The 21385-nt window shown below is 51.1% G+C and carries 24 protein-coding genes; 9 read left to right on the forward strand and 15 right to left on the reverse strand.

Features of this window, described 5'->3' with window-relative positions; genetic code table 11:
• The first annotated feature begins 114 nt into the window (after positions 1–114).
• On the forward strand, positions 115–2127 hold the full coding sequence (locus tag DFP90_RS11895; RefSeq protein ID WP_115936707.1) for a methyl-accepting chemotaxis protein: 2013 nt from the start codon (positions 115–117) through the stop codon (positions 2125–2127).
• Here DFP90_RS11895 and DFP90_RS11900 read toward each other — a convergent pair.
• From DFP90_RS11900 to DFP90_RS11925, 6 genes are all read right to left on the reverse strand, one after another.
• Positions 2124–3185, reverse strand: a complete 1062-nt coding sequence (locus DFP90_RS11900) for a CaiB/BaiF CoA transferase family protein (protein WP_115936708.1) — start codon at positions 3183–3185, stop codon at positions 2124–2126. The genes DFP90_RS11895 and DFP90_RS11900 overlap by 4 nt on opposite strands.
• Positions 3185–5002, reverse strand: a complete 1818-nt coding sequence (locus DFP90_RS11905; protein WP_115936709.1) for a gamma-glutamyltransferase family protein — start codon at positions 5000–5002, stop codon at positions 3185–3187. Before DFP90_RS11905 ends, DFP90_RS11900 begins: the two co-directional genes overlap by 1 nt.
• A gap of 120 nt (positions 5003–5122) precedes the next feature.
• Positions 5123–5410, reverse strand: a complete 288-nt coding sequence (locus DFP90_RS11910) for a hypothetical protein (RefSeq protein ID WP_245957050.1) — start codon at positions 5408–5410, stop codon at positions 5123–5125.
• A 130-nt stretch (positions 5411–5540) separates the two neighbouring features.
• Positions 5541–6104 (reverse strand): YfbR-like 5'-deoxynucleotidase, encoded by a 564-nt coding sequence (locus DFP90_RS11915; RefSeq protein ID WP_115936710.1) that lies wholly within the window; start codon positions 6102–6104, stop codon positions 5541–5543.
• A gap of 32 nt (positions 6105–6136) precedes the next feature.
• Entirely contained in the window at positions 6137–6916 is a 780-nt protein-coding gene (locus DFP90_RS11920) for a hydroxypyruvate isomerase family protein (protein WP_115936711.1), read from the reverse strand.
• The gene (locus DFP90_RS11925; protein ID WP_115936712.1) at positions 6913–7785 is read right to left on the reverse strand and encodes a C40 family peptidase; all 873 of its coding nucleotides are present in this window, start codon (positions 7783–7785) and stop codon (positions 6913–6915) included. The genes DFP90_RS11920 and DFP90_RS11925 overlap by 4 nt, the downstream gene beginning before the upstream one ends.
• A 137-nt stretch (positions 7786–7922) precedes the next feature.
• Between DFP90_RS11925 and DFP90_RS11930 the strand changes: the two genes are divergently transcribed.
• Positions 7923–8582, forward strand: coding sequence for a histidine phosphatase family protein (locus tag DFP90_RS11930; protein WP_245957051.1), 660 nt, complete (start codon positions 7923–7925; stop codon positions 8580–8582).
• 12 nt (positions 8583–8594) lie between these two features.
• On the opposite strand, the gene DFP90_RS11935 is transcribed toward DFP90_RS11930, so the two are convergent.
• The 5 genes from DFP90_RS11935 to DFP90_RS11955 all read right to left on the reverse strand — a co-directional run bounded on the left by DFP90_RS11935 (position 8595) and on the right by DFP90_RS11955 (position 12015).
• Complete coding sequence (locus tag DFP90_RS11935) at positions 8595–9410, reverse strand: sensor histidine kinase (protein WP_115936714.1); 816 nt, start codon at positions 9408–9410, stop codon at positions 8595–8597.
• Between the two features lie 54 nt (positions 9411–9464).
• The gene (locus DFP90_RS11940; RefSeq protein WP_147300997.1) at positions 9465–9686 is read right to left on the reverse strand and encodes a DUF2842 domain-containing protein; all 222 of its coding nucleotides are present in this window, start codon (positions 9684–9686) and stop codon (positions 9465–9467) included.
• Between the two features lie 55 nt (positions 9687–9741).
• Positions 9742–10296 (reverse strand): protein phosphatase CheZ, encoded by a 555-nt coding sequence (locus tag DFP90_RS11945; RefSeq protein WP_115936716.1) that lies wholly within the window; start codon positions 10294–10296, stop codon positions 9742–9744.
• A gap of 103 nt (positions 10297–10399) precedes the next feature.
• Positions 10400–10639 (reverse strand): Lrp/AsnC ligand binding domain-containing protein, encoded by a 240-nt coding sequence (locus tag DFP90_RS11950; protein ID WP_115936717.1) that lies wholly within the window; start codon positions 10637–10639, stop codon positions 10400–10402.
• A gap of 26 nt (positions 10640–10665) precedes the next feature.
• Positions 10666–12015: a DEAD/DEAH box helicase gene (locus DFP90_RS11955; protein WP_115936718.1), complete on the reverse strand. Its 1350-nt coding sequence runs from the start codon at positions 12013–12015 to the stop codon at positions 10666–10668.
• Positions 12016–12239: 224 nt separating this feature from the next.
• On the opposite strand from DFP90_RS11955, the gene DFP90_RS11960 reads away from it, so the two are divergent.
• The 3 genes from DFP90_RS11960 (at position 12240) to DFP90_RS11970 (ending at position 14179) form a co-directional block, all read left to right on the forward strand.
• Complete coding sequence (locus DFP90_RS11960; protein WP_115936719.1) at positions 12240–12791, forward strand: hydrolase; 552 nt, start codon at positions 12240–12242, stop codon at positions 12789–12791.
• Positions 12788–13492 (forward strand): alpha/beta fold hydrolase, encoded by a 705-nt coding sequence (locus tag DFP90_RS11965; protein ID WP_115936720.1) that lies wholly within the window; start codon positions 12788–12790, stop codon positions 13490–13492. The genes DFP90_RS11960 and DFP90_RS11965 overlap by 4 nt, the downstream gene beginning before the upstream one ends.
• A gap of 303 nt (positions 13493–13795) precedes the next feature.
• Complete coding sequence (locus DFP90_RS11970; RefSeq protein WP_115936721.1) at positions 13796–14179, forward strand: hypothetical protein; 384 nt, start codon at positions 13796–13798, stop codon at positions 14177–14179.
• Between the two features lie 20 nt (positions 14180–14199).
• Here the strand turns inward: DFP90_RS11970 and parE are convergent, their stop codons facing one another.
• Entirely contained in the window at positions 14200–16191 is a 1992-nt protein-coding gene (parE, locus tag DFP90_RS11975; RefSeq protein WP_115936722.1) for a DNA topoisomerase IV subunit B, read from the reverse strand.
• 97 nt (positions 16192–16288) lie between these two features.
• Here parE and DFP90_RS11980 point away from each other — a divergent pair, with 97 nt between their 5' ends.
• A complete protein-coding gene (locus DFP90_RS11980) occupies positions 16289–16684 on the forward strand; it encodes an acyl-CoA thioesterase (protein WP_115936723.1) in 396 nt (131 codons plus the stop codon).
• A gap of 36 nt (positions 16685–16720) precedes the next feature.
• Here the strand turns inward: DFP90_RS11980 and DFP90_RS11985 are convergent, their stop codons facing one another.
• Complete coding sequence (locus tag DFP90_RS11985; RefSeq protein ID WP_147300998.1) at positions 16721–17014, reverse strand: VanZ family protein; 294 nt, start codon at positions 17012–17014, stop codon at positions 16721–16723.
• A gap of 83 nt (positions 17015–17097) precedes the next feature.
• Positions 17098–17499 carry a hypothetical protein gene (locus tag DFP90_RS11990; protein WP_115936725.1) on the reverse strand — a complete coding sequence of 134 codons (402 nt, stop codon included), beginning with the start codon at positions 17497–17499 and terminating at the stop codon, positions 17098–17100.
• Positions 17500–17620: 121 nt separating this feature from the next.
• Here DFP90_RS11990 and DFP90_RS11995 point away from each other — a divergent pair, with 121 nt between their 5' ends.
• A complete protein-coding gene (locus tag DFP90_RS11995) occupies positions 17621–17983 on the forward strand; it encodes a hypothetical protein (protein WP_115936726.1) in 363 nt (120 codons plus the stop codon).
• A gap of 6 nt (positions 17984–17989) precedes the next feature.
• Here the strand turns inward: DFP90_RS11995 and DFP90_RS12000 are convergent, their stop codons facing one another.
• On the reverse strand, positions 17990–19672 hold the full coding sequence (locus tag DFP90_RS12000; protein ID WP_181905321.1) for an EAL domain-containing protein: 1683 nt from the start codon (positions 19670–19672) through the stop codon (positions 17990–17992).
• Positions 19673–19982: 310 nt separating this feature from the next.
• Here DFP90_RS12000 and DFP90_RS12005 point away from each other — a divergent pair, with 310 nt between their 5' ends.
• Positions 19983–20567: an alpha/beta fold hydrolase gene (locus DFP90_RS12005; RefSeq protein WP_181905322.1), complete on the forward strand. Its 585-nt coding sequence runs from the start codon at positions 19983–19985 to the stop codon at positions 20565–20567.
• A complete protein-coding gene (locus DFP90_RS12010) occupies positions 20528–21352 on the forward strand; it encodes a methyltransferase (RefSeq protein ID WP_245957062.1) in 825 nt (274 codons plus the stop codon). Before DFP90_RS12005 ends, DFP90_RS12010 begins: the two co-directional genes overlap by 40 nt.
• The last annotated feature ends 33 nt before the right edge of the window (positions 21353–21385 follow it).

Consider the following 21385-nt stretch of genomic DNA (forward strand, 5'->3'; position numbering starts at 1 on the left):
CATCATGCAGAGTCTGCTCGCATTTTAGCAAAAATGACTAGCATGAGACTCTTCCATGATTTATTTTTATTGGACGGTCGATCAAAAAAAATCTGGTAAAGAGGGGTTCCGGTCATGTCATTCTTGGGTGGCTTGCGTATTTCAGCTAAAATTACGCTTGCCAATATTCTGTTGCTGTCGCTTTTGCTGATTGTGGGAACAACCTCCGTCTTGAGTCTGCGACAGTCCCTGACGACCTTCGGTTCCTATCGCGAACTAACGACCCAGGCCAATGAGGCTGCTGATGTTCTGGAAGCATTACAAAATGCCGAGAAGTCAGTGCGGGATTATGTCCTACGCCCCAACGACGAAACCAAGAATAATGTTCTGGCCAGAATTGGCGATACTTCAACGGCGATCGCCACGACCAGGGAACATGCCAAAACAGAGTTAATGAATGCCCATCTCGACCGGGCTGAGGCCTCATTGGCCGCTTTTTCCACCGTTTTTGAAAATGTTACAGCAAAACAGGCAGAGCGCGACCAACTGATTAATGTCGACCTTAGCTCGATCGGTAAGAATATCGGAACAAACCTGTTTGCCCTGATGGATACCATCAGCTTGGATGAAGATGCCTTTGTCACCTTTTTGGCCGGCGAGGTTCTTAAGGAATTCATGGAGGCTCGTGCTCTGGTTCAGTCATTCCTGTTCCTGAATGATGAAGACTCATACGAACAAGCGACCAAGAAATTTGCGGGCTATACCAAAAAGCTGAATGAGCTTGAGGCAGAGCTACAGAAAAAACATAAAGCGACCTGGAACAAAGCGGTTCGGGATACCGAGAAATACCTGCCGCTGTTGCAAGAGGCCAAAGAGATTATTGGCGCGAGAAATAGTCTGATTGAAAACGATCTGGCACAAAGCAGCCGGGAACTGGCCGCTGTGGTGCATGCCCTGAAGGCTGATGTTTTGGTTGAACAGGATGGACTTGGCCAAGAGGCGGAAGAGGTCGTTAGTTTTGCCACCCGCAATGTTGTGATTGTCGCGGTGATCAGCGTGGTTTTTGCCATTGGTCTTGCCTATGTCCTCAGTCGCGGGATTGCGACACCGATCGCAGCTATGACCCGTGCGATGACAGGTCTGGCGCGTGGTGACTTGGATCTGGAGATCCCGGCTAAGAACCGCGGGGATGAAGTGGGGCGCATGGCCCAGGCAGTACAAATCTTCAAGGAAAATGCCCTGCAGATGCAGGAAATGGAAACGCAGCGTGAACGTCAGCGTGAAGAGTCTGAGGCCGAAAAGAGACGCCTGATGACCAAATTGGCCGATGATTTTGAAACGTCGGTCGGCCAAATTGTTGAACAGGTCTCGCACCGTTCAGAAGAGATGAAAAACAGTTCTGCCTCGCTATCACAATTGGCGAACCGAACGTCGGACCAAAGCCAGTCCGTAGCTAAAACAGCCGAATCTGCTTCCACAAATACCCAGGCTGTTGCTTCCGCGGCAGAAGAGCTTGCGGCATCAATTCGTGAGATCAGTGATCAGGTCTCCCAATCCAGTGTTGTTTCCGGCGATGCGGTAAAGGATGCCCACACGACCCAGGATCTGGTGAAAAGCCTTGAACAGACGGCAAATAATGTCGGTAGTGTTGTTCAGATGATTACCGAGATTGCAGATCAAACAAACCTTCTGGCTTTGAATGCCACCATTGAGGCCGCTCGCGCTGGAGAAGCAGGTAAAGGATTTGCGGTTGTGGCCAACGAAGTCAAATCCCTGGCATCGCAAACCGGCAAAGCTACAGAGCAGATCACATCTCAAATCAATGAGATACAGGGCGCCACCTCACAGGTGGTACGCTCTATTGAGGGAATATCGGAAGCCATTGGCCGCATGGATACCATTGCGGCGACCATCGCGGCTGCGGTGGAACAACAGGGGGCAGCCACCCAGGAAATTGCCCGCAATGTCCAGGTTGTCTCCGGTAATACGCAGGAAGTCTCTGACATTATCCAGGATGTGAACCGGGCAGCCCAGGATTCAGGTTCTGCAACCGATATGGCCCTGGAATCTGCTCAGGCCCTTTCCGAGCAGGCCAGCCATCTGAAACAGGAAATCCAAAGCTTCCTACAGCAGATCCGAGGCCGCTAATCCAGAAGACTATTATTTTCTCCAAGTGCCGGGGCAGGGGGTAATACCCTGGTCCCGGCTACGGCTTCACAGACAGGCAAATTGATACCATCATCATGGAATTGGGATGCTTCCGCCATCGTGCGGATCAAAGAGACACAGACATCTTCACCATCAAATAGTGTCATCCAATGATCATGGTTCTTATTAGACAGAATATTCGCAGTTCTTTCGATGACATAGGGGCCATCAACCGATTTTGGCCTCATATCGGCGGGCAACTGGATCAGATCGCAAAACCGATTCCAGAATTTGTCTTCCAGAGCCGCAACGGCCAGATAGCGGTTATCTGCAGTTTGATAGATCTGATAGCGGGCAGAGCCGCCCGAAAGCAGCGATCCATTTGTGTCCGGTCCGGAAGGATCTGCACCGATTTCCGCCAGGGCCCACCACATCCAGGGTGATAAATTTTCCGTCATGGAAATCGGCAAATAGCAACCCGAACCGATCCGATCAGACTGACGGAGTGCCAGCAGAATATTCATAACTGCCGGATAGGCGCCACCGCCGATATCGGCAATCAACCCCGGTGGAATGACAGGTTTTCCCACAGCATCACCAGTAAGCGACAGAATGCCGGAATCAGCTAAATAATTGAGATCATGGCCCGCTTTTAAACGGTTCGGCCCGTCTGGACTGTGCCCCGAAAGAGAACAATAGACGATTGCTGGGTTGATCTTTGCCACGTCATCATATCCCAGGCCAAGCCGATCCATGACCCCCGGGCGGAACTGTTCGATCAGGATTTGGCTTTGGCGGATGAGCGGAGAAAGTTTATCCAGGATATCAGTCTCTTTTAGATCAATGGCCAGGCTTTTCTTTCCCTTGTTCAAATACTGAAAAGAAAGACCACCCTTCGCATCAAAGGGCGGGTAATGCCGTAGATCATCTCCCGTGATCGGACGTTCGATCTTGATCACTTCCGCACCGGCCTGGCAAAAAATCGCTGTTGCCAGCGGGCCTGGTAATAATGTGGTAAAGTCCAGAATCCGGATATCGTCAAGCGCCCCTACCGTCATTATGATTCCTTGGATTGCTCCGTTAAATTTTGTTTTGGTACAACAAGTTCAAATGCTTCCCTTAAGTTTTTCAGAAGGTTTTGGTCGCCAATGGCCATACCTTCCCCGCGCGGATCCACCCCGCCTTCCAAACCACGATCCTGTATCAGGCTGATCCCATGCAAACCGGTTTTTTTTGCCTGAAGACGGACAGTGTAACCGAGATTACGCAATCTGACCGCCAGTTCGGCCAGGGAGGATTTAACCTCAAGGTGGATGGCTCCGTCGGCATAGCTGAATTGGGGCAGGGAAACCGCATTTTGCAGGCTTAAGCCCCAATCCAGGACAGCAACCAGCACGCGGGCAACGTAAAGGGCGGATTGATCGTCCCCTGCGGCACCCAGCGCCAAGATAGGCCGATCTTGCGGATCAAAAACGATGACCGGTGCCCAGGATGCAGCTGGTCGTTTTCCAGGCTCAATACGGTTTCTAACAGGAACACCATGTTCGGTATTATGTTTTGAAAACCCAAGCAAAGCGCTGTTCAGGGGCAAGCCATGCACCCAATGACCGGAGCCAAAACGAGTCTCCAACCCACTGGTCAACAGTGCAAAATTGCCCATTTTATCCCGGGCCACGATTTGGGTGGCGGTGCCGGGCGGAAGGGCCTTTTGCCGACCGTAGCGAAGATTGGATGCGCCGGGTGGATAACCGGACCGCGCATCCCCTTTTGGACCGGGCCCCAGACTGAACTCCTGTGCCCGCATTGCCAGATACCGGCTTTCAACCAGGCCGCCCGACGGGACATCAACATAGTCCATATCCGCCACGTAAAGATCATGATCAGCAATTGCAAGACGGGCTGCTTCCGCAATCATTTGCACGGCCGCTACTGAATCCGGACTTTCCTTGTCAATGGGATGATGTTCGAGCATTCCCATGATTTGTAAAACCGACAGGCTGCCAGAGATTGGCGGCCCCATACCGCAAATACGGTAGCCACGATAGGAAATGCAAATGGTGTTGCGCTCTTTGGGCTGGTAGGACGCTAAATCCCCCTTCGACATGCTGCCGGGAATGCCTGGCGCATGGTTAATCGTCTGAACCAAACTGTCTGCCATCGGCCCATGATAAAATGCGCCATAACCGCATTGTGCGATGACATTCAAGAATGACGCGAATTCAGTATTCTTTATCAGGCTGCCGATCTGGAGCTGGCGGGACAGGGCGTCTTTTATGGGATTGGATCGGCTGTTCTCCCGCTCAACCACCTGTGTTTTCCTGATCTCTTTATGCAGTGCCGGGCTTAGGGGAAAACCGTTTTTTGACAAAAAAATGGCATCTCCCAAAACCTGCTCCAGGGGAAATTCGCCATGTCGCGCATGGGCATGCCCCAACAAAGACATCAGGCCGGGCACGAGAATGGTCGCGCCGCTATTGCTAACCTCATCCAAGGCACGTTCAGAGCCATCTGGGTTCAGAAAAATTCGCCGATCCACGGCCAATGGTGCCATGCCACGCCCATCATACGCGTATAATCTTTGCGCGGCTTCATCCCAATAGATCAGAGCACCGTCGCCGCCAAAACCGCTGGATTGTGGCATTACAAGGTTCAAGATCGCCTGTGCGGCAAAAACCGAATCAACGGCGTTTCCACCCTCATGGAGCAATCGCGCACCGGCTTGGGAGGCGGCCGGGTGGGCCGCGGTGATCATGTAACCTTTTGAAATGGCGCGGGCTGTTCTTTCCTCACGCAGTGGATCAGGAGGGAGGACCTCTTCAATGCCTGCCGGCGCCAGCAGGTCTACATCGCGATACGGGCTAAGCCATTGGTCCATGGCATGCCCTCCGGCATATACACCTGTTGCTATCGCGATAGACACGAATACTGCTGGAAGATTTCCAGACTTTGCCCGCTTGGTCACAGAGCCGTTCCCACCAGTCACACAAAAACCCAGTTATTCAGAGGCCAAAAGTTCCTTGCCCGCTTTGGTCAGCTTGCAAACAAGCCACTCTTGTTTCAGGGGGTTGTTGAACCAGGGCTCCGCCCATCCATGATCGATACAGGACTGAATGGTCCGGTCACTGTAGCGTTGTCCATTCTGATTGAACAGCGGCAATTTACCACCTGGCTGTTCAAGGCCACGGGACAAATATTCCCGTTGGGTTGCAGTTGGTCTCGCACTTCCAGACGTTGGCGATGGTTTTACATCTTTTAGCAGAATGATGTCTGGATCGCTGGCCATTGTCTGTAATGCCTCATGATCGGGATTTTCAGGTTTCAGCTTTTCGGACGCTAGCCAGCCTATCATGTCCTGCGATCTAGGTGAATATGATCCCGCCATCCAATCAGCACAAATTGCTAGGCAGCAGGCATCACCGTTCCAATTCGCCCATCAGCGCGTGAAACCGGTCCAGAAATGCCTGTTTTGCCTGGCCGGTAGAAAGTGGCGTGACATCCAGGGAGATCTCTAATTGGGGCTTTCCCCAGATTTTCTTAGCCTCAGCTTCCGAGAAACCGGCAATTTGGATTGCTTCAAAAAAAGCGGATATCCGATCTGCGGATTTAATCAGCCGGTGGATTTTATTCGGGGTTTTCGCTGGCAGTCCAAACCTCAAATGGATCGCTTCTTCAAGCCTTTGTTCGAAATTCTTAAAATCAACGCCTATGGCTGATTTGAAAGGCGAGATCATATCGCCAATCACATATTCAGGTGCATCATGCAGCAATGCGATCAGACGCCATTGAATATCCAAATGCGGCTGAAGGTTGCCGGATATCTCTTCCACCAGTACCGAATGCTGGGCGACGGAAAAAGCCCAATCTCCTTCGGTCTGGCCATTCCAGCGTGCAACGCGGGCCAAACCGTGGGCAATATCCTCAATTTCGATATCGACCGGAGAAGGATCCAGAAGATCCAGTCGCCGGCCGCTTAGCATTCTCTGCCAGGCTCTTTTAGCTTTTGCCACAGTTATCGGTCCAAATACTGTTCTGCCCAGGTGAGGCCGTCTTGTGTTGCGCCCATGGGGTTATATTCACATCCAATCCAATCCCGGTAGCCCACATCATGGATGGCTTTGAATATAGCTTTGAGATCCAGTGTTCCGAGATTCGGTTCATTGCGGTCCGGCACACCGGCAATTTGAATATGCCCGATATAGTTCCGGAATTGCTCAATCGCGCCGACGGTATCGCCTTCCACGATTTCCCGATGATATAGATCAAGTTGCAGTTTGACATTGGGCTGGCCCAGCCGGTCTATCAGATTGGCAACCTCAGAGGTTCGGCTATAGAGATATCCCGGCATATCTCCGGGATTCAGAGGCTCCAGCAGGAGTGTGATGTTATTTTTCGCAGCCAGCAGGGCTGCCCACTGAAGGTTTCGTGCCAGGACGGCATAACAATCATGTGCTCCATATCCCACCGGTATGTTACCTGCCATCACATGGATCCTGGGGCAGTTGAGGTTGGCGGCATAGCTTAAGGCTAATTGGAAACTCTGTTGAAATTCCTCTTCACGGCCGGGCAGGGCGGCAATACCGCGCTCTCCGTTTTTCCAATCGCCTGGCGGCGCGTTAAAAAGAACCGATTCTAGCTTGGCTTCCTTGAGCCAGTTTTTGATTTCTTCTGCAGGATTGCCGTAGGGAAAGAGAAACTCTACACCATGAAAGCCGCAGGCCGCTGCCGCTTGAAATCTGTCCTGGAAGGATAATTCCGGGAAGAGAAAAGACAGATTGGCAGAAAGCTTCATGCCAGTTCCTCCAGGCGGCGGATGCTGCTGATCTCAGTTCCTTCGATTTCTTTGATATGGGCCGAAACCTTCTCCAGCGGCGCAATGGAAGTTTTCATGTCGGTGGCATTGGCATGGATGAGCGAGGAATCGTCCATCATGATGCCCACATGGCCCGGCCAGAAGACAAGATCATTTCTTTTGAGACCTGAATGGTCTGCGTTGATTGTTATTGATTCACCGACGCTATATTCCTGCTGGTCGGTGTCTCTTTTGGCCATGATTCCAGCCCGGAGCAGGGCCAATTGAACGAGCCCGGAACAGTCCAGACCAAGATAGCTGTTCCCGCCCCAGAGATAGGGGGATTCGAGAAATTTTGACGCGGTTTCAGCCAGATCCGGCTGCGTCACGCCGCGCGAGGCCAAATGGCGCGAATAAACCCAGCCTCCATTCGCCAATTTTGAAAATTTTTCATTTTTTTCAATGATCTCGACATGGCTTCCTAGAGATAACGTAAAGATTGGATGCCGTTTTATATCCGGTTCAGGAAAGATCAGGCTGAATGCGGATGACACCAAATGGGTCGGGTTCGTGGTTCCTGTGTTCAAATCGGACGAAGGACAATAGCCGACATAGCCATCTCGGTTATTTTGCACCCATGCCCAACCATCCTTCTCTTCGAAACAGCGGATATTGTCACCAAAAAGCAGTTGGCTATCCTGAGGAAACTCAAAACCTGGTCCTCGGCGCAAGCTCACGACAGGAGCCGTCACATGAAACGCGCTGCCCTCGGTGTAACGTTCCGCAACAACATCATCGCGCAGTTCCATCGCGGCTAAATCAGGCCGATAAGCATTCAATCTTTTATCTGGAGCGGTGACGTCATTCATAGCATTGGCCGTTGGGGAAAAGAGTATTTGACCTGTCAGTTGGGAGAGGCTTAATCGACAATAGATGAATATTTCACAGTTTAACGGAGTTTGTCATGGCATTACCAGGAACGAAAGGCCGCAGACGGATATATTTGATGCGTCATGGCGATGTTTCCTATGTCGATGCTGATGGCCGCCCTGTTGACCCTGAATCAGTGATGTTGACCGCAACGGGCCGAAAACAGGTCGCTGCGGCCAGGGAAATGCTGTCTGAAATACCCCTCGACCGTATCTTGTGTTCAGGGCTTCCCAGAACACAGGAAACAGCAAGCATCATGGCTACAAACCGTGGAATAGAGATAGAAAATGATGAGCGACTGCGTGAGATCAGAGGAGGGCGCTTGTCCCAGGTTTCACCGGAGAATCGTGAAGCAGCCTTTGTCTACGGCCTTGAAACAGCCGGTAACGCGGGCGCTGCCTTCGCCGGCGGTGAGGAATTCCAGGTATTCGGAGACCGGATTATCTCAGCTTTTGAGGAAAAACTGTTTGAGGATGGTTGGCAGCGCATGCTGCTTGTGGCTCATGACGTGGTCAACCGAATGATCTTATCTCATATCTGTGGCGCAGGCTTGTCAGGCTTGGCCACGTTTGAACAGGATATGGCCTGCATAAACGTTATTGATGTGGATATCATAGAGGGGCAGCTGGAGAGGACGTTGATCAAGGCTCTCAATGTGACGGCCTATAACACCTCCAAATCAGGCATGTATCAGACAAGCTTTGAGCAGGTGTTCAAAACATTGTTTGATTATTGAAAAATCGGCGTGTCAGTCTGGGAATTTCAATGTGACCAATGTTCCGATGCCTTCCTGGCTTCGGATCTCCAGCACAGCCCCCATTTCGTCGGCCAATCGCTTTGAAATGGAGAGGCCCAGACCAGACCCATTGTCGCCGCGGGATTCCAGGCCTTCAACCTGTTCAAACGGCGCCATGACTTTCAAGACATCCTCTGCTGCCATGCCAAATCCCGTATCCTGGATAACCAGGATAACGGCGCCGTCGATCTCATCAACTGTTGCCTTGACTGTTACTTCACCGCCTTCCGGGGTGAATTTAACCGCATTAGTCACCAAATTGTAGAGAATTTGCTTCAAGCGGGTCGGGTCGGTTTTTAGAATCGGGAAATCCTCCGACACGACAGCATTGAGTTTCACGCCAAGATCTTCGGCAAATTTTGTCAGATCTGTCAGTGTGCTGTTGATCAGGCCGGTGACCTCAACATCGACTTTTTCAACGATGGCGGGAATTTCGTGCCCAGTAGCCTTGTTTTTGGCATATGAAAGTTCTTGCTCACAAATGGATAGAAGATGCTGGGCGGAACTGTGGATCAGTTCTGTATATTCCCGATAATGATCATGACCGAGAGGACCGAACCGTTCGGACATCATAATTTCGCTAAAACCGATGATGGCATTCAGCGGATTCTTTATCTCATGGGCCAATTCACCGATACGGATGCTGTTATCGCGGTCTATCTGGCGGCACCGCTTCATAGAATCTTCCAGAGAGGCTTCTGCCTGCCGCAGCAATTTGCGGAGCCGGTCCTCGGTCTGGATTTTCAATTTGTCCGCCGTATTGCTCATTCAGTGTATATTCCGCAAAAGCGTGTCCAGGGGATGGTGCCCGTCAGCTTACAATCAAGATTTATATAATTTCTTAATAATCCAATAGGCACCCGGCACCCATAAAATACCGGCAATAGGATAATAAGCCATTTGGAACCAAGCAGAATCGCTGGTCAAATGATCACCGGCAACCCAGGCTAGGCAGATATATGCGGCCATATAGGCAACAACAATAATTGCCGTAAAAGCCCGCCTTGGGGCAGAAGGGACACCGGCTGTGTTTTCTCCAGACAAGCGGAAAGCTCCAATTTAGTGATATGCCTGAGCCGTATTAAATGAGCCCGGTTGATCAGTCAAAGAGCTTATCAATATCATCCTGGCTGATAGAGCTTTCGGTTTCTAGAGCCGGACCGTTCAAAAGCGCAGCATCACCTTCCCGTTCATCGGTCGCGATACCGTCGGCCATAGCGCTTATTTCATCTTTGCCCCAAAGCTGGGTCATTGTCTCGACACGCTCTTCAACAAACTGCATCGAACGGACGATCTTATTCACGCGCTGACCCGTAATATCCTGAAAGGTGCAAGCTTCCATTGCGGCCATGGTCTTATCACCGATTTCATCGCACAGGCTATTGCGCTCCTCATCACCGGAAGCTGACCGAATCTTCTCAACGATCTCATCAATGGATTCCACTGATTCAAGGATGGAATGAGTCGCTTTTTCCGTCGCAGAGACAATAGCGTCCAACTGCTCAGCCATGGAATCGAATTTGGTCTGATCGTTCTCGCGGGCCACCATTTGGGCCACTTCTTCGCGGAACCGATGGATATATTGCACCAGGCTGATGATCTCATTCTTCAGGCGGACATCGGAAATGCCGTCCAGTGCATTTGTGCTGACCATCAACTACTTCCTTTCATCTTCATGCACTTACCCTGCACAGAATACGTTGAAGCAGAGGATTAACGCAATGAGATTATTGAATAAGTGTGATGGTTGGTGACGGTCAGTTAAATGCCTTGAAGGTAATAATGGTGAATGTGTCCCTGATACCGGCAAGCGGTTGGATGCTTTCATTCACAAAATGACCAATGTCTTCATCGGCCGGAAGATAACATTTCATCATGAGATCATAATGGCCGGACGTGGAATAGACTTCGGAAACCTGTTCAACTTCAATGGCAGCATCGGCAACCTTGTAAGCCTGCCCCAATTCACATTTTACCTGAATGAAGATGGTTTGCATCGTCTTCCCCGTCCGGTCACAGATACTTATTTTCTAAGAAGAAAGGCTGGCACACCATCCGTCTGGCCAAAGGGCAGATCGGATTCCGGCTCCACACCAATCACAACATCATCGTCACGGCGGTTCCGGCCACGATCTCGTCCTCGGCCTTTTTGGCTTTGACGAGCAGGGCGTTCTTTATCGCGGGAAGGACGATTGTCTTTGCTGCTGGATTCCTTTTTGGTATCCGGCGATTTTTCTTCTCGCTTGTCCTTGGTGAAATCTTCCAGAACCGGTATGGGCTTCTTAATGATATGTTCGATGGCCCGAATCAATTTGTCATCCCGATCCGTCGCCAGCGTAAACGCTTTTCCATCACGGCCTGCACGGCCTGTCCGCCCGATCCTGTGTACATAATCTTCTGGGTTGTTGGGCACATCATAGTTAAAGACGTGGCTTACAGAAGCAATGTCCAAGCCGCGGGCCGCAACATCGGAACAGACCAGGAGCGTTATTTTACCCTCCCGAAATTCGGTCAGACACTCCATGCGCTTATATTGATCCATGTCGCCATGAAGGGCGCCCACCGGATATTCACGCTTTTTGAGGCTTGAATAGAGCGTTGCCACATCCCGTTTCCGGTTACAGAAAATGATCCCGTTTTTGACATCATCCTGATCAAGCCAGCGCCGCAACACATTGCCTTTCTGGCGCGGAGAGACATATGCCAAGCCCTGAACGATCGTATCAGCCGTTGACGACGGCTTATCAACAGTAACTTCTTTCGGGTTGCTCAGGAACTTGTCCGCTAGGCGGCGAACTTCTTTGGGCATGGTTGCGGAAAACATCACGGTCTGCCGCAAAGGAGGCATCATAGAAACAATGCGCTCAACATCCGGAATAAAGCCCATATCCAGCATACGGTCTGCTTCATCGATAACAACAATCTTGGTATCTGTCAGCATCACTTTGCCGCGTTCGCAGTGATCGAGCAGTCGGCCCGGAGTTGCGATTAAGACATCAACACCGCGATCAAGTTTCTTTTCCTGTTCACCAAACGACACGCCGCCAATCAGCAAAGCCATGTTCAGCTTGTGATACTTCCCATAAGTCTCGAAGTTTTCAGCAACCTGGGCAGCCAGTTCACGTGTCGGCGCGAGGATTACGGAGCGCGGCATCCGCGCACGGGCACGACCATGAGAGAGGATATCGATCATTGGCAGGGTGAAGGATGCCGTTTTTCCGGTTCCGGTTTGCGCACATCCAAGCACATCTCGGTTCATCAAAACGAAGGGGATGGCCTTTTCTTGGATAGGGGTCGGGGTTTCATAGCCCGCATCCCCAATGGCGCGCAGGAGGTCTTCACCGAGGCCAAGATCGTCAAATTTTACTGTCATATAGGCGCTTTGCGACTGTTGTTGATGGCAGGACCGTTCCTGCTCAAATGCGTCAAGATGCGCGGATATTAGGCTTCTCAGCCTTGCTGTCAATTGTGAATCAAGGAACAGAAGCTTTCTTGACGGTCGAAATCATATGGTATTTTCCCATCGTTGCCTTGATGCAACGGTCAAAGCGTGTGAATTATGCCGCACCAGCAGGTTAACGGGGAGGTTTATCGTTCATGCTGATGAAAGCTCAAACAGCGCAGCTTATTGTGGTTGATTTGCAAGAGCGGCTCTTGCCTGCAATCCACGGGGGAGAGCAGGTTATCGTTTGTGCAAACAAATTAATTTCGGCTGCGGCGGAATTGATGATTCCAGTCACAGTCACAGAACAATATCCGAAAGGACTGGGAGGCACGGTACCAAGCCTTACGGAATCGCTCAGGGCTTCGAATGCCACTTTTCTGCCTAAAATCAGCTTTTCTGGCATGGCGGATCAACAGATATCCAATGCTATTGCTGGGACCCCGGAAAGAAGGCAGTTGATTGTCTGCGGAACGGAAACCCATGTTTGTGTTCTGCAATCTGCCATGGATGCTCAATTGGCTGGTTATGAGGTGTTTGTCGTTGCGGACGCTTGTTCCAGTCGGACCCAGGAAAACAAAAATCTTGCTCTTGAGCGTATGCGGGCGGCGGGAATTACCATTGTTTCCACAGAAATGGTCTTGTTCGAATGGCTGGAACAGGCCGGCACCTCCATGTTCAAGGAAATTAGCAAGTTAATAAAATGAAAAAAGAAAAACTGGTCCTGATCCCGGGGCTGCTGTGTGATGAACGTTTATGGTCGCATCAAAAACAATATCTGGCAGAGCTGGTAGAAATAGTCATTGGGGACACCTTTCAAGACCATACGGTTGAAATGATGGCCAAAAGGATCTTGGCGCAGGTGGACGGATCCTTTTCTTTGGCGGGCCTTTCCATGGGGGGCTATGTGGCCCAGGAAATTATGAGGCAGGCGCCGCAGCGGGTGAAGCGTCTTGCGTTGCTGGATACCTCCGCTAGGAAGGATGACGAAAGCCAGGCCAGGCGGCGACGCGGATTGATTAACTTGGCAAAAATGGGAAAGTTTAAAGGGGTTACACCTCGTCTGCTGCCTATGTTAGTTCATCCCGACCGGCTGGATGATGAGAAACTGACCAATGCTGTGATGGAGATGGCCGCGCATGTCGGCCAATCCCGTTTTGTTGATCAACAGAATGCAATTTTACACCGACCGGACGGCATAGAAGATCTGAGCCGTTTTGCCGTGGATACGATGGTGGTTTGCGGCCGGCAGGACGAAATAACACCGCTTGAACTATCCGAAGAGATCGCAGCCCATGTGCCCAAGGCAAGGCTGGTGATCATCGAAGATTGCGGGCATTTGTCTTCCATGGAGCGACCGCAGGCGGTCACCGCCCTTATGCGTGACTGGCTGCTTCGAAAGCCCTGATCAGCAGTCTGTTGTTGTAATGGATGAACAGCCTCTGCCTTTTGCTGGATTGTATGGCGATAAAATCAATGATATTGCCTGCCTTATCGCATGATAAATCTGATCGTCATCCCGCTCGGATAGTTTCTCTAAACTGACCCGGACCGAAGACATATGACGCTCCCTGTTGCAATAAGCAACAAACAGGCCTTCGGGGTTTCCCCCGGTTAACTCTTGCAGGGACGGTTCCCCTCCCATTAGCTCGCAAGCTTCATGTGTAGAGAGGTTCTTGCGTGGCGAGAAGACAACTAGGAGCCGTGCCGCATGTTCCGTATCCTTCAATGGTTCGCTGACCGCATCCAGGTCATGCAGGCGATGGCTCTCGAGAATACTTTGTCTAACGCGTGCCTTGAAGACCTCTGGATCCCTGTCCTCTGGAATGCCGGTTATCTGAATAAGGGCAGGGCTCTTCCTCGCCAAGAACGTAAAGGTCGAATAACTGTAGCTGCCGCTATAAAACTGGTTCCAAAAGACAGGACCGTCGCCAACGAGGGCGCATCCATCCAGCATCACCAGAAGCGCCAGCAAACAGCCAAAACGGCGACTATGGAAATGATGTTTGGAAATTGCCTCAACCCCCTCTGGCCAGACCTATCAGATCCCAGGAGAAATCCAGTAACAGGTCAGTCCAAATATCGACCTGTTTGACTGTTATGGTATAGAAACAATCAGAGATCCAAATCCTCAACAAATTCAGCATTTTCCTGAATGAAGCTAAACCGTCGCTCTGGTTTTTTTCCCATCAAAGTGTCAACCAGCTGAGCGGTCTCCCGGCTTTCCGTCAGCTGTGCCTCATCCCGGCGATCCGGTATGTGAACTTGGATCAAAGTGCGTTTGGACGGATCCATGGTGGTTTCTTTCAACTGGCCCGGCGGCATTTCGCCCAAGCCTTTGAACCGGCTAATATCGACCTTCCCGCGTCCGGAAAAATCGGACCGGATTAAATCATCCTTATGTTGGTCATCGCGTGCATACACGGTTTTGCCACCCTGGCTGATGCGATAAAGCGGCGGCAGGGCAAGGAACAGGCGCCCCGCCTCTATCAAACCGGGCATCTCACGATAAAAGAATGTCATAAGAAGTGAGGCAATATGGGCACCATCCACATCTGCGTCAGTCATGATGATGACACGTTCATACCGCAGCTTGTCGAGGGAAAAATCGGATCGGGTACCGCATCCCAGCGCCTGGATCAGATCTTTTAGCTCCTGATTGGCCTTCAGCTTCTCGGTTGTTGCACTGGCGACGTTCAGGATTTTGCCTCGAAGTGGCAAAATAGCCTGGTTTGCCCTGTTTCGAGCCTGTTTGGCAGAGCCACCAGCCGAATCCCCCTCGACAAGGAAAATCTCGGTACCTTCTGAATTGCTCGCAGAGCAATCCGCCAGTTTCCCGGGTAGTCGAAGTTTCCGTGTTGGCGCTTTCCTGGCCGTTTCTTTCTTCTGACGGCGGCGCAGCCGCTCATCGACACGCTCGAGGACGAATTCCAGCAGTTCGTTGGCACTGGCCGGATCTTCGGCAAGCCAATGGTCAAACCGATCCTTGATTGCCGTTTCAACAAGCTTGGTCGCAGCGGGCGAGGCCAGCTTTTCTTTCGTCTGTCCTTGGAACTGAGGGTCCGGGATAAAGACCGAAAGAATGCTGGAAGCCGTACCCATTACATCTTCACCGGTGATCTGGGTTGCCTTTTTGTTGCCGACCAGCTCACCATAAGCGCGCAAGCCCTTGCCCATGGCAGAGCGCATGGCCGATTCATGGCTGCCACCAAGCGGTGTTGGCACGGTGTTACAATAAGAGCTGCTGAAACCGTCATCTAAATGAGCCCAGCCGATGGCCCATTCCACGCGCCCAATATCATCATCCGACTGCATCTCTCCCGCAAATGGGCGCGGTGTGATGGTCTGGCTGTCGCCAAGGCTGGCTGACAGAAAATCAACTAGGCCGCCCGGGAAATGCAGCGTATCTTTCTGTGGGGTCTCGTCGCCCTCGGCAATCAGACTGGGGGCACAAGTCCACCGAATCTCGACACCTTTGAAAAGATAGGCTTTGGACCTTGCCATGCGATAAAGCGTGGCCGGATCAAACTTGGCCTCGGCCCCAAAAATTTCATGATCAGGAAGGAAGGAAACCGAGGTGCCGCGACGGTTATTGACCGCGCCCAAATCTTCCAATTTGCCTTGTGCCAAGCCACGCGAAAACCGCTGCCGGAATAGCTGCCGGTCGCGCGCAACCTCTACATCCAGCCACTCAGAAAGCGCATTTACCACGGAAATACCAACGCCATGCAGGCCGCCGGAGGTGGAATAGGCCTTTCCCGAGAATTTACCGCCGGAATGCAGGGTGGTCAGTATGACCTCCAGGGCCGACTTATCCTTATATTTCGGATGCGGGTCGATGGGGATGCCGCGGCCGTTATCGCGAATGGTGACGGAGCCGTTTTCCTCCATTGCCAACTCAATGCGACTGGCATGGCCGGCGACAGCCTCGTCCATTGCGTTATCCAGCACCTCTGCGACCAAATGGTGCAGGGCGCGTTCATCCGTGCCGCCGATATACATGCCAGGACGGTGCCGAACGGGTTCGAGACCTTCGAGAACTTCGATATCTTTGGCGGAGTAACTGCCACTATCTTCTGCAGTTGCGGTATTGAATAAGTCAGACATGAGAGCATTATAGAAATGGAATAACCAGCGAACAAGGCTGATAAAGTAGCCGTAATTTAAAATACTACAAGATATGGTGGACCAGAAGGATCTTTAAATGTCGGAAAATGAACCAAAAACACCCCGCGGCGATCTCGTTCTCAGGGATCTGGCTATGCCGGCCGACACCAACCCAGATGGCGATATTTTCGGCGGTTGGCTGTTATCCCAGATGGATATAGCGGGCGGCATGGCCGCGAGGCAAAAGGCCGGGGGGCGAGTCGCTACCGTGGCGATAGATTCAATGGTCTTTCACAAGCCGGTGAATGTCGGTGATGTGCTTTGCTGTTATGCCGATCTTATTCGGGTGGGCACCACATCCATGACATTTCATATTCAGGCTTTTGTCATGCGTCAGGGCAGTGGGGAGCGAGAATTGGTTACAGAAGGCAAATTCACCTTTGTTGCGATCGGTCAGGATCGGCGGCCAAGAACCATTTCATTGCCTAATTAAGTATGCCAGGAGGTCCTGCTAAATAAGACCGGACATTTAAATGCGGTTTCGTGACAATAATGGCAGTCGCCCCAAGGCCAGATAAATTGCTATGCCCATGACGGCACCGGCACCGTTTGCCATCGCATCCAGCCAGTCAAGGGTGCGGTGGCCCATGCCGCCCTGGATCAACTCGATGATGATGCCCATCATAATTGCTGCCAGGCCGCCAATGAACGGTTTTCGCCATCCCAGACAAAACAAGAAGGCGAGCACCATATAGCAGATGCCATGCTCCCATTTGTCACTCAGGCCCGTTTCCGGCGCGGAATTACCGGGGATGAGGGACATGATGGTAATAAAGGCAGCCCACAAAAGTGCTAATAATCGAAAGAAGTGATTATTCATAAAAAAAATCGCCATAAACCTATCGGTTAACCAGCGAGTGCCTCACCATGTTTCATATCGCGAACCAGGTTTGATTTAACCCATTTGTCCTCGACCACATATTTTGGCCAATCTTCCCAAAAACCTTCAAACACACCGGTTTGTTGATGTACGAACCGGCCATTCTCAATTTTCAGCAAGATGTGACGCACGGTGAATGTTTCGCCATGGCGGTAACAGATATACCAAACGCCGATACCATTAAAGTCCAGATTGACCGGGACACCTTCTGACGTTTTGAGCTTGGCTTGCTCATATTGCTCAAACACGATCGGATCCCGGCTGGCGCTGGCGGCATCATAAACAGAGAAAACACAAACATCGGCACTACGTGCCAGACGTTTGATCTCAGAAGCCAAGTTTTCTTTGAGTTCTTCGCGTTTTTTCATGGTAAAGCTGTCTAGATATGCCCTGTTTCGACAGCAATATAGAACGAAAGACAGAATAAACAAAATAGAATAAAGTAAAAAACCACAAGAAAACTGCGATTGCAGTCAATAGGATGGAGAAATGAAGCATTTCTTTTTAGTTTTTACTTTATCAGTTGGCTGGTTATGTCCGGTACAAGCTGGCCAGGTCATCATAGAGCAGGTCACTACAACCGCCGGCGGGGATGGGCGCATCGATTTTCATGTAACGTTGCGTCACGGTGATACCGGCTGGGATCATTATGCCAACAAATGGGAGGTCCTGGCCCCTGACGGCACAATTCTGGGAACAAGAGTGCTTTACCATCCCCATGTGAATGAGCAGCCCTTCACACGTTCACTCATTGGTGTCTCGGTACCGGATGGCATTGGGGTTGTACGGATCAGGGCGTTCGACAGCCGGCATGGTTCTTCGCCGGACTTATTTGAAGTCCATCTGGATTAGAAGAATTCACCACTTGCGTTCTGTATCGTGGAGTGCTGCTTTTGGTTTGTTCATGCCGGGCTTAAAGGTGGAATGATCCAAGGTCGGCCGACCATAGAGATAACCCTGTCCATATTCGACACCCAGGCTCTCCATCAAATGCGCCTGTTCCCGGTCTTCAATCTGTTCGGCAATCAGCTTGGTATTCAGTTTTTTACCGACCTCAATGATGCTTTTCAAGAGCGTCATATCTCGTTCATTGGTGTTTGCGGCACGGACAAACCGCCCGTCGATCTTCAGGAAGTCCACTTCCAAATCATACAGGGATTGGAACGAGGTAGAGCCGGATCCAACATCATCAATGCATACCTGCATGCCGGCGTTACGATATTCCTGCAGCACCTTATTCAATTCCTCGAAATTGGAAACGCTGACCGTTTCTGTCAATTCCAGCATCAATTGTTCCTGGATCTCGGAGAAGGGGGCCAATACTTCTTCAAAGCTCTTCCGGAAGATGGAACTATTCATGGATTTGGCGGAAAGGTTGATGGCCACGCGTGGTTTCCAGCCGCCCTTCCTGTGATTGGCAAGCTCTTCCATGACGCGTTGTGCCAGGGTGAGGTCGAAATCCTCAATCAAGCCGACTTCTTCGGTGAATTCGATGAAAGCCTGTGGAGAGGCAAGGCCGGTGATCCGGGTCAGGGCCTCTAAATGATGAACATCTTCGGTATATATGTCCACGATAGGCTGGAAAACCACATCGAAATTGCGCCGGTCAATGATTTCCCGTACCTGGTTCACTCGGTTCACCACGTCATTCAGCATCTCCCGGGCGCTGGATTGCAGTGATGTGATGGAAAATTCATTGGGGTCGGTATCGACAAATTTCTGCACGGAATAGAGCAGGGCCTTGGTGGCATCCGTTTCACTCAATTCATGTGTGTCGAAATCCATTGAAAAACTTTTGACCTCAAGATCGGTATCCGCGGCCTCTTCAGCAATGATTTCGGCAATACGCGCCTTGATCTCTTTTTCATCAACATTCGCGGAATGAAGCACGCCGAATTTCTCACTACCCAATTCGCTGGCGCAAGTGCCATCAAATGAGATGGCACGCAGGTAAGCGGAGAGTTTCTCCAGCACTCTCGCCAGTTTTTCCATATCCCCGGAGCTTCTCAATTCATCCAGGCCGTCAATCACAAGCATGGTCAACTGACTGTTGACATCCATACTTTCCGAAGTCGCGAGTTTATCTTGGGCAACCGAGCCAAAATCCCGCTTGTCGAGCAGGTCTGTTTCGGTCGTTTTGCGCCCACCGGCCTGGCTGTCATTTTTAGGTTTGATATTTGTCTTGGGTGGCACGGTAAAAGAAAGGAACAGCCTTTGTTCCTGAGAGGGCAGCAACAATCCACCCATCAATAATTCCAGACGTTTGCCGGTTTTGGACGTAAGGCAGATCAGTCGCGGTTCTATCCGGCCGTGCTGGAACAGTCGTAGCAATATTTCTGCGAAATACGCCTGGTCTCCCGGATCCACAAAAGAGGCAAATTTCTTTTCAACAAGATCATCCGATTTGCCGCTGGCCAGGCCACTGGTTGTGCCGGATGCATGTTTGATGACCCCGTTTGGATCCAATTCAACAAACATATGGGCAGCAGCAAAGGCATAGGCCACGAAACGATCGCGTTCGCTGTTAAAGGATGTCATCATTGGGATTTCTGACATAGCGCCTTCTACCACATTCTCGCTGGTTTCCCTTGCGCCTGCCCAGAATCCCCTGAGCGTTTCAGGAAGCCAACAACATTAACTCACTGCCCTGTGCCAATCCACCAATCTGACAGTCTAAGGTTTGATTGTTAACACTCAGTAAAAGCGGTGTGAAGCGACAAAGATTGACCTGACAGATAAAGACGATAAAAGAGGGGCCATGATAATACGGAAACAGCCCTTCTAAGGCGCCCCGATGGCACATCTCATTTTTGTCCATGGCTGGGCTGAGGCCCCTGATCTCTGGCAAGAGATGGCGGCAGGCCTTAATGGGCATCAGACGACCTTCCTTGACCTCGGATTTTTTCGGGAACAGTCGGCACAGCCCATTCCGGCTGTTGCAGAGGGAGCAGTATTTGTGGGCCATTCACTCGGGTTTCTTTGGGGCCTGCAAAACGTTTTGCCGCGAATCAAGGCGATCGTCGCAATCAATGGGTTCACGAAATTCTGTTCGAGTGACGACCATTCGGAAGGCGTCCCGGTTCGTGTGTTATCCCGCATGATACGCGGGCTGGAAACGAACCCGGATCGAGTGGTATCCGATTTCCTGAAAAAATGTGGAGGTTCCGCAGAGCCAGAAAGATCAATAGAATCAGACCGTCTATTTGAGGGGCTATGCTGGCTTCGTGATTGGGACGGGCGTGCGGCATTTAGAGATTTCGACGGTGATTTTCTTGCCCTTGCCAGCAAGAATGATCCTATCGTGCCGCCCAAACTGACCCAAGATAGCTTCCAGGGGAAAGAGATCTGCTGGCATGAAGAAGCTGGCCATCTACTCCCTCTGAGCCATCCGGATTGGTGCGCTCAGAAAACATCGGAATTCCTGGACCAGTTATGACAGACGATTTTAAAAAACGGGTCTCAACACGGTTTGGCCGCGCGGCACTGAGTTACGATTCCGCCTCAGAGGTTCAATTACAGATTGGTCAGAAGCTTTTGGCTTTTCTCGGCAAGCACCGGGAAGGCGGGCCGCAACCCAAATCGATTATGGAACTAGGATGCGGCACAGGACGATTTACCGAGCTTTTACGGCATACGTTTCCGGATACCGACCTCTTGGCGACTGATCTGTCACCAGAGATGGTCCGGACGGTTCAACAGAAATTTGCAGACGACAAATTATTTCACAGTCAGGTGCTGGATGCGGATCGTTTTGAGCTCCGCGCGGGCGAGGGGGCATTTGATCTCATCTGCTCCAACATGGCATCTCAATGGTTCTCTGATCTGAAAGGGTCGCTTCAGACGCAATCAGCGCATTTATCACGCGGCGGATGCATCATGCATACCTTTCTGACGGATCAGACATTCATACAATGGCGTGAAGCATGTGTTTTGGCCGGACAGGAGGGAGTCGCAGTCTCTTATCCGGCTTTCGAAGAGATCCAGGCTACCGTGCCGACAGGTCTGCAAGCGTTTTGGCAACGTGAAACCGTGACCCAGAAATTCCAGAATTCCCAGGCATTTCTGAACTACCTTAAGGATATTGGAGCCAGGGCCGCGGAAAATCGGCCAATGTCGGCGGCAGGTTTACGGCGCGCCTGCCGGATTTTTGAAGAAAAACATGTTTCGACAATCAGTTACGACATTGTCTTCGGCTTGTTTTTTTTAAAGCGTGATCCTTAAAGAGAATGCCCGCCGAAATACGACGGGCATTCA

The organism is Aestuariispira insulae (assembly GCF_003385955.1).
Taxonomy (GTDB): Bacteria; Pseudomonadota; Alphaproteobacteria; order UBA8366; family Aestuariispiraceae; genus Aestuariispira; species Aestuariispira insulae.

Coding starts and splice junctions, on each gene's coding strand:
- DFP90_RS11915 (WP_115936710.1), bottom strand. CDS start 6,104: ATGCTAAGCGGCCGGCGACTGGATCTTCTGGATCCTTCTCCGGTCGAT.
- DFP90_RS11935 (WP_115936714.1), bottom strand. CDS start 9,410: ATGAGCAATACGGCGGACAAATTGAAAATCCAGACCGAGGACCGGCTC.
- DFP90_RS11910 (WP_245957050.1), bottom strand. CDS start 5,410: ATGGCCAGCGATCCAGACATCATTCTGCTAAAAGATGTAAAACCATCG.
- DFP90_RS11960 (WP_115936719.1), top strand. CDS start 12,240: ATGCTGATGAAAGCTCAAACAGCGCAGCTTATTGTGGTTGATTTGCAA.
- DFP90_RS11985 (WP_147300998.1), bottom strand. CDS start 17,014: ATGTCCCTCATCCCCGGTAATTCCGCGCCGGAAACGGGCCTGAGTGAC.
- DFP90_RS11900 (WP_115936708.1), bottom strand. CDS start 3,185: ATGACGGTAGGGGCGCTTGACGATATCCGGATTCTGGACTTTACCACA.
- DFP90_RS11930 (WP_245957051.1), top strand. CDS start 7,923: ATGCGTCATGGCGATGTTTCCTATGTCGATGCTGATGGCCGCCCTGTT.
- DFP90_RS11905 (WP_115936709.1), bottom strand. CDS start 5,002: ATGGACCAATGGCTTAGCCCGTATCGCGATGTAGACCTGCTGGCGCCG.
- DFP90_RS11945 (WP_115936716.1), bottom strand. CDS start 10,296: ATGGTCAGCACAAATGCACTGGACGGCATTTCCGATGTCCGCCTGAAG.
- DFP90_RS11925 (WP_115936712.1), bottom strand. CDS start 7,785: ATGAATGACGTCACCGCTCCAGATAAAAGATTGAATGCTTATCGGCCT.
- DFP90_RS11990 (WP_115936725.1), bottom strand. CDS start 17,499: ATGAAAAAACGCGAAGAACTCAAAGAAAACTTGGCTTCTGAGATCAAA.
- DFP90_RS11950 (WP_115936717.1), bottom strand. CDS start 10,639: ATGCAAACCATCTTCATTCAGGTAAAATGTGAATTGGGGCAGGCTTAC.
- DFP90_RS11895 (WP_115936707.1), top strand. CDS start 115: ATGTCATTCTTGGGTGGCTTGCGTATTTCAGCTAAAATTACGCTTGCC.
- DFP90_RS11955 (WP_115936718.1), bottom strand. CDS start 12,015: ATGACAGTAAAATTTGACGATCTTGGCCTCGGTGAAGACCTCCTGCGC.
- DFP90_RS11970 (WP_115936721.1), top strand. CDS start 13,796: ATGTTCCGTATCCTTCAATGGTTCGCTGACCGCATCCAGGTCATGCAG.
- DFP90_RS11995 (WP_115936726.1), top strand. CDS start 17,621: ATGAAGCATTTCTTTTTAGTTTTTACTTTATCAGTTGGCTGGTTATGT.
- DFP90_RS11980 (WP_115936723.1), top strand. CDS start 16,289: ATGTCGGAAAATGAACCAAAAACACCCCGCGGCGATCTCGTTCTCAGG.
- DFP90_RS12000 (WP_181905321.1), bottom strand. CDS start 19,672: ATGATGACATCCTTTAACAGCGAACGCGATCGTTTCGTGGCCTATGCC.
- DFP90_RS11920 (WP_115936711.1), bottom strand. CDS start 6,916: ATGAAGCTTTCTGCCAATCTGTCTTTTCTCTTCCCGGAATTATCCTTC.
- DFP90_RS11965 (WP_115936720.1), top strand. CDS start 12,788: ATGAAAAAAGAAAAACTGGTCCTGATCCCGGGGCTGCTGTGTGATGAA.
- parE (WP_115936722.1), bottom strand. CDS start 16,191: ATGTCTGACTTATTCAATACCGCAACTGCAGAAGATAGTGGCAGTTAC.
- DFP90_RS12005 (WP_181905322.1), top strand. CDS start 19,983: ATGGCGGCAGGCCTTAATGGGCATCAGACGACCTTCCTTGACCTCGGA.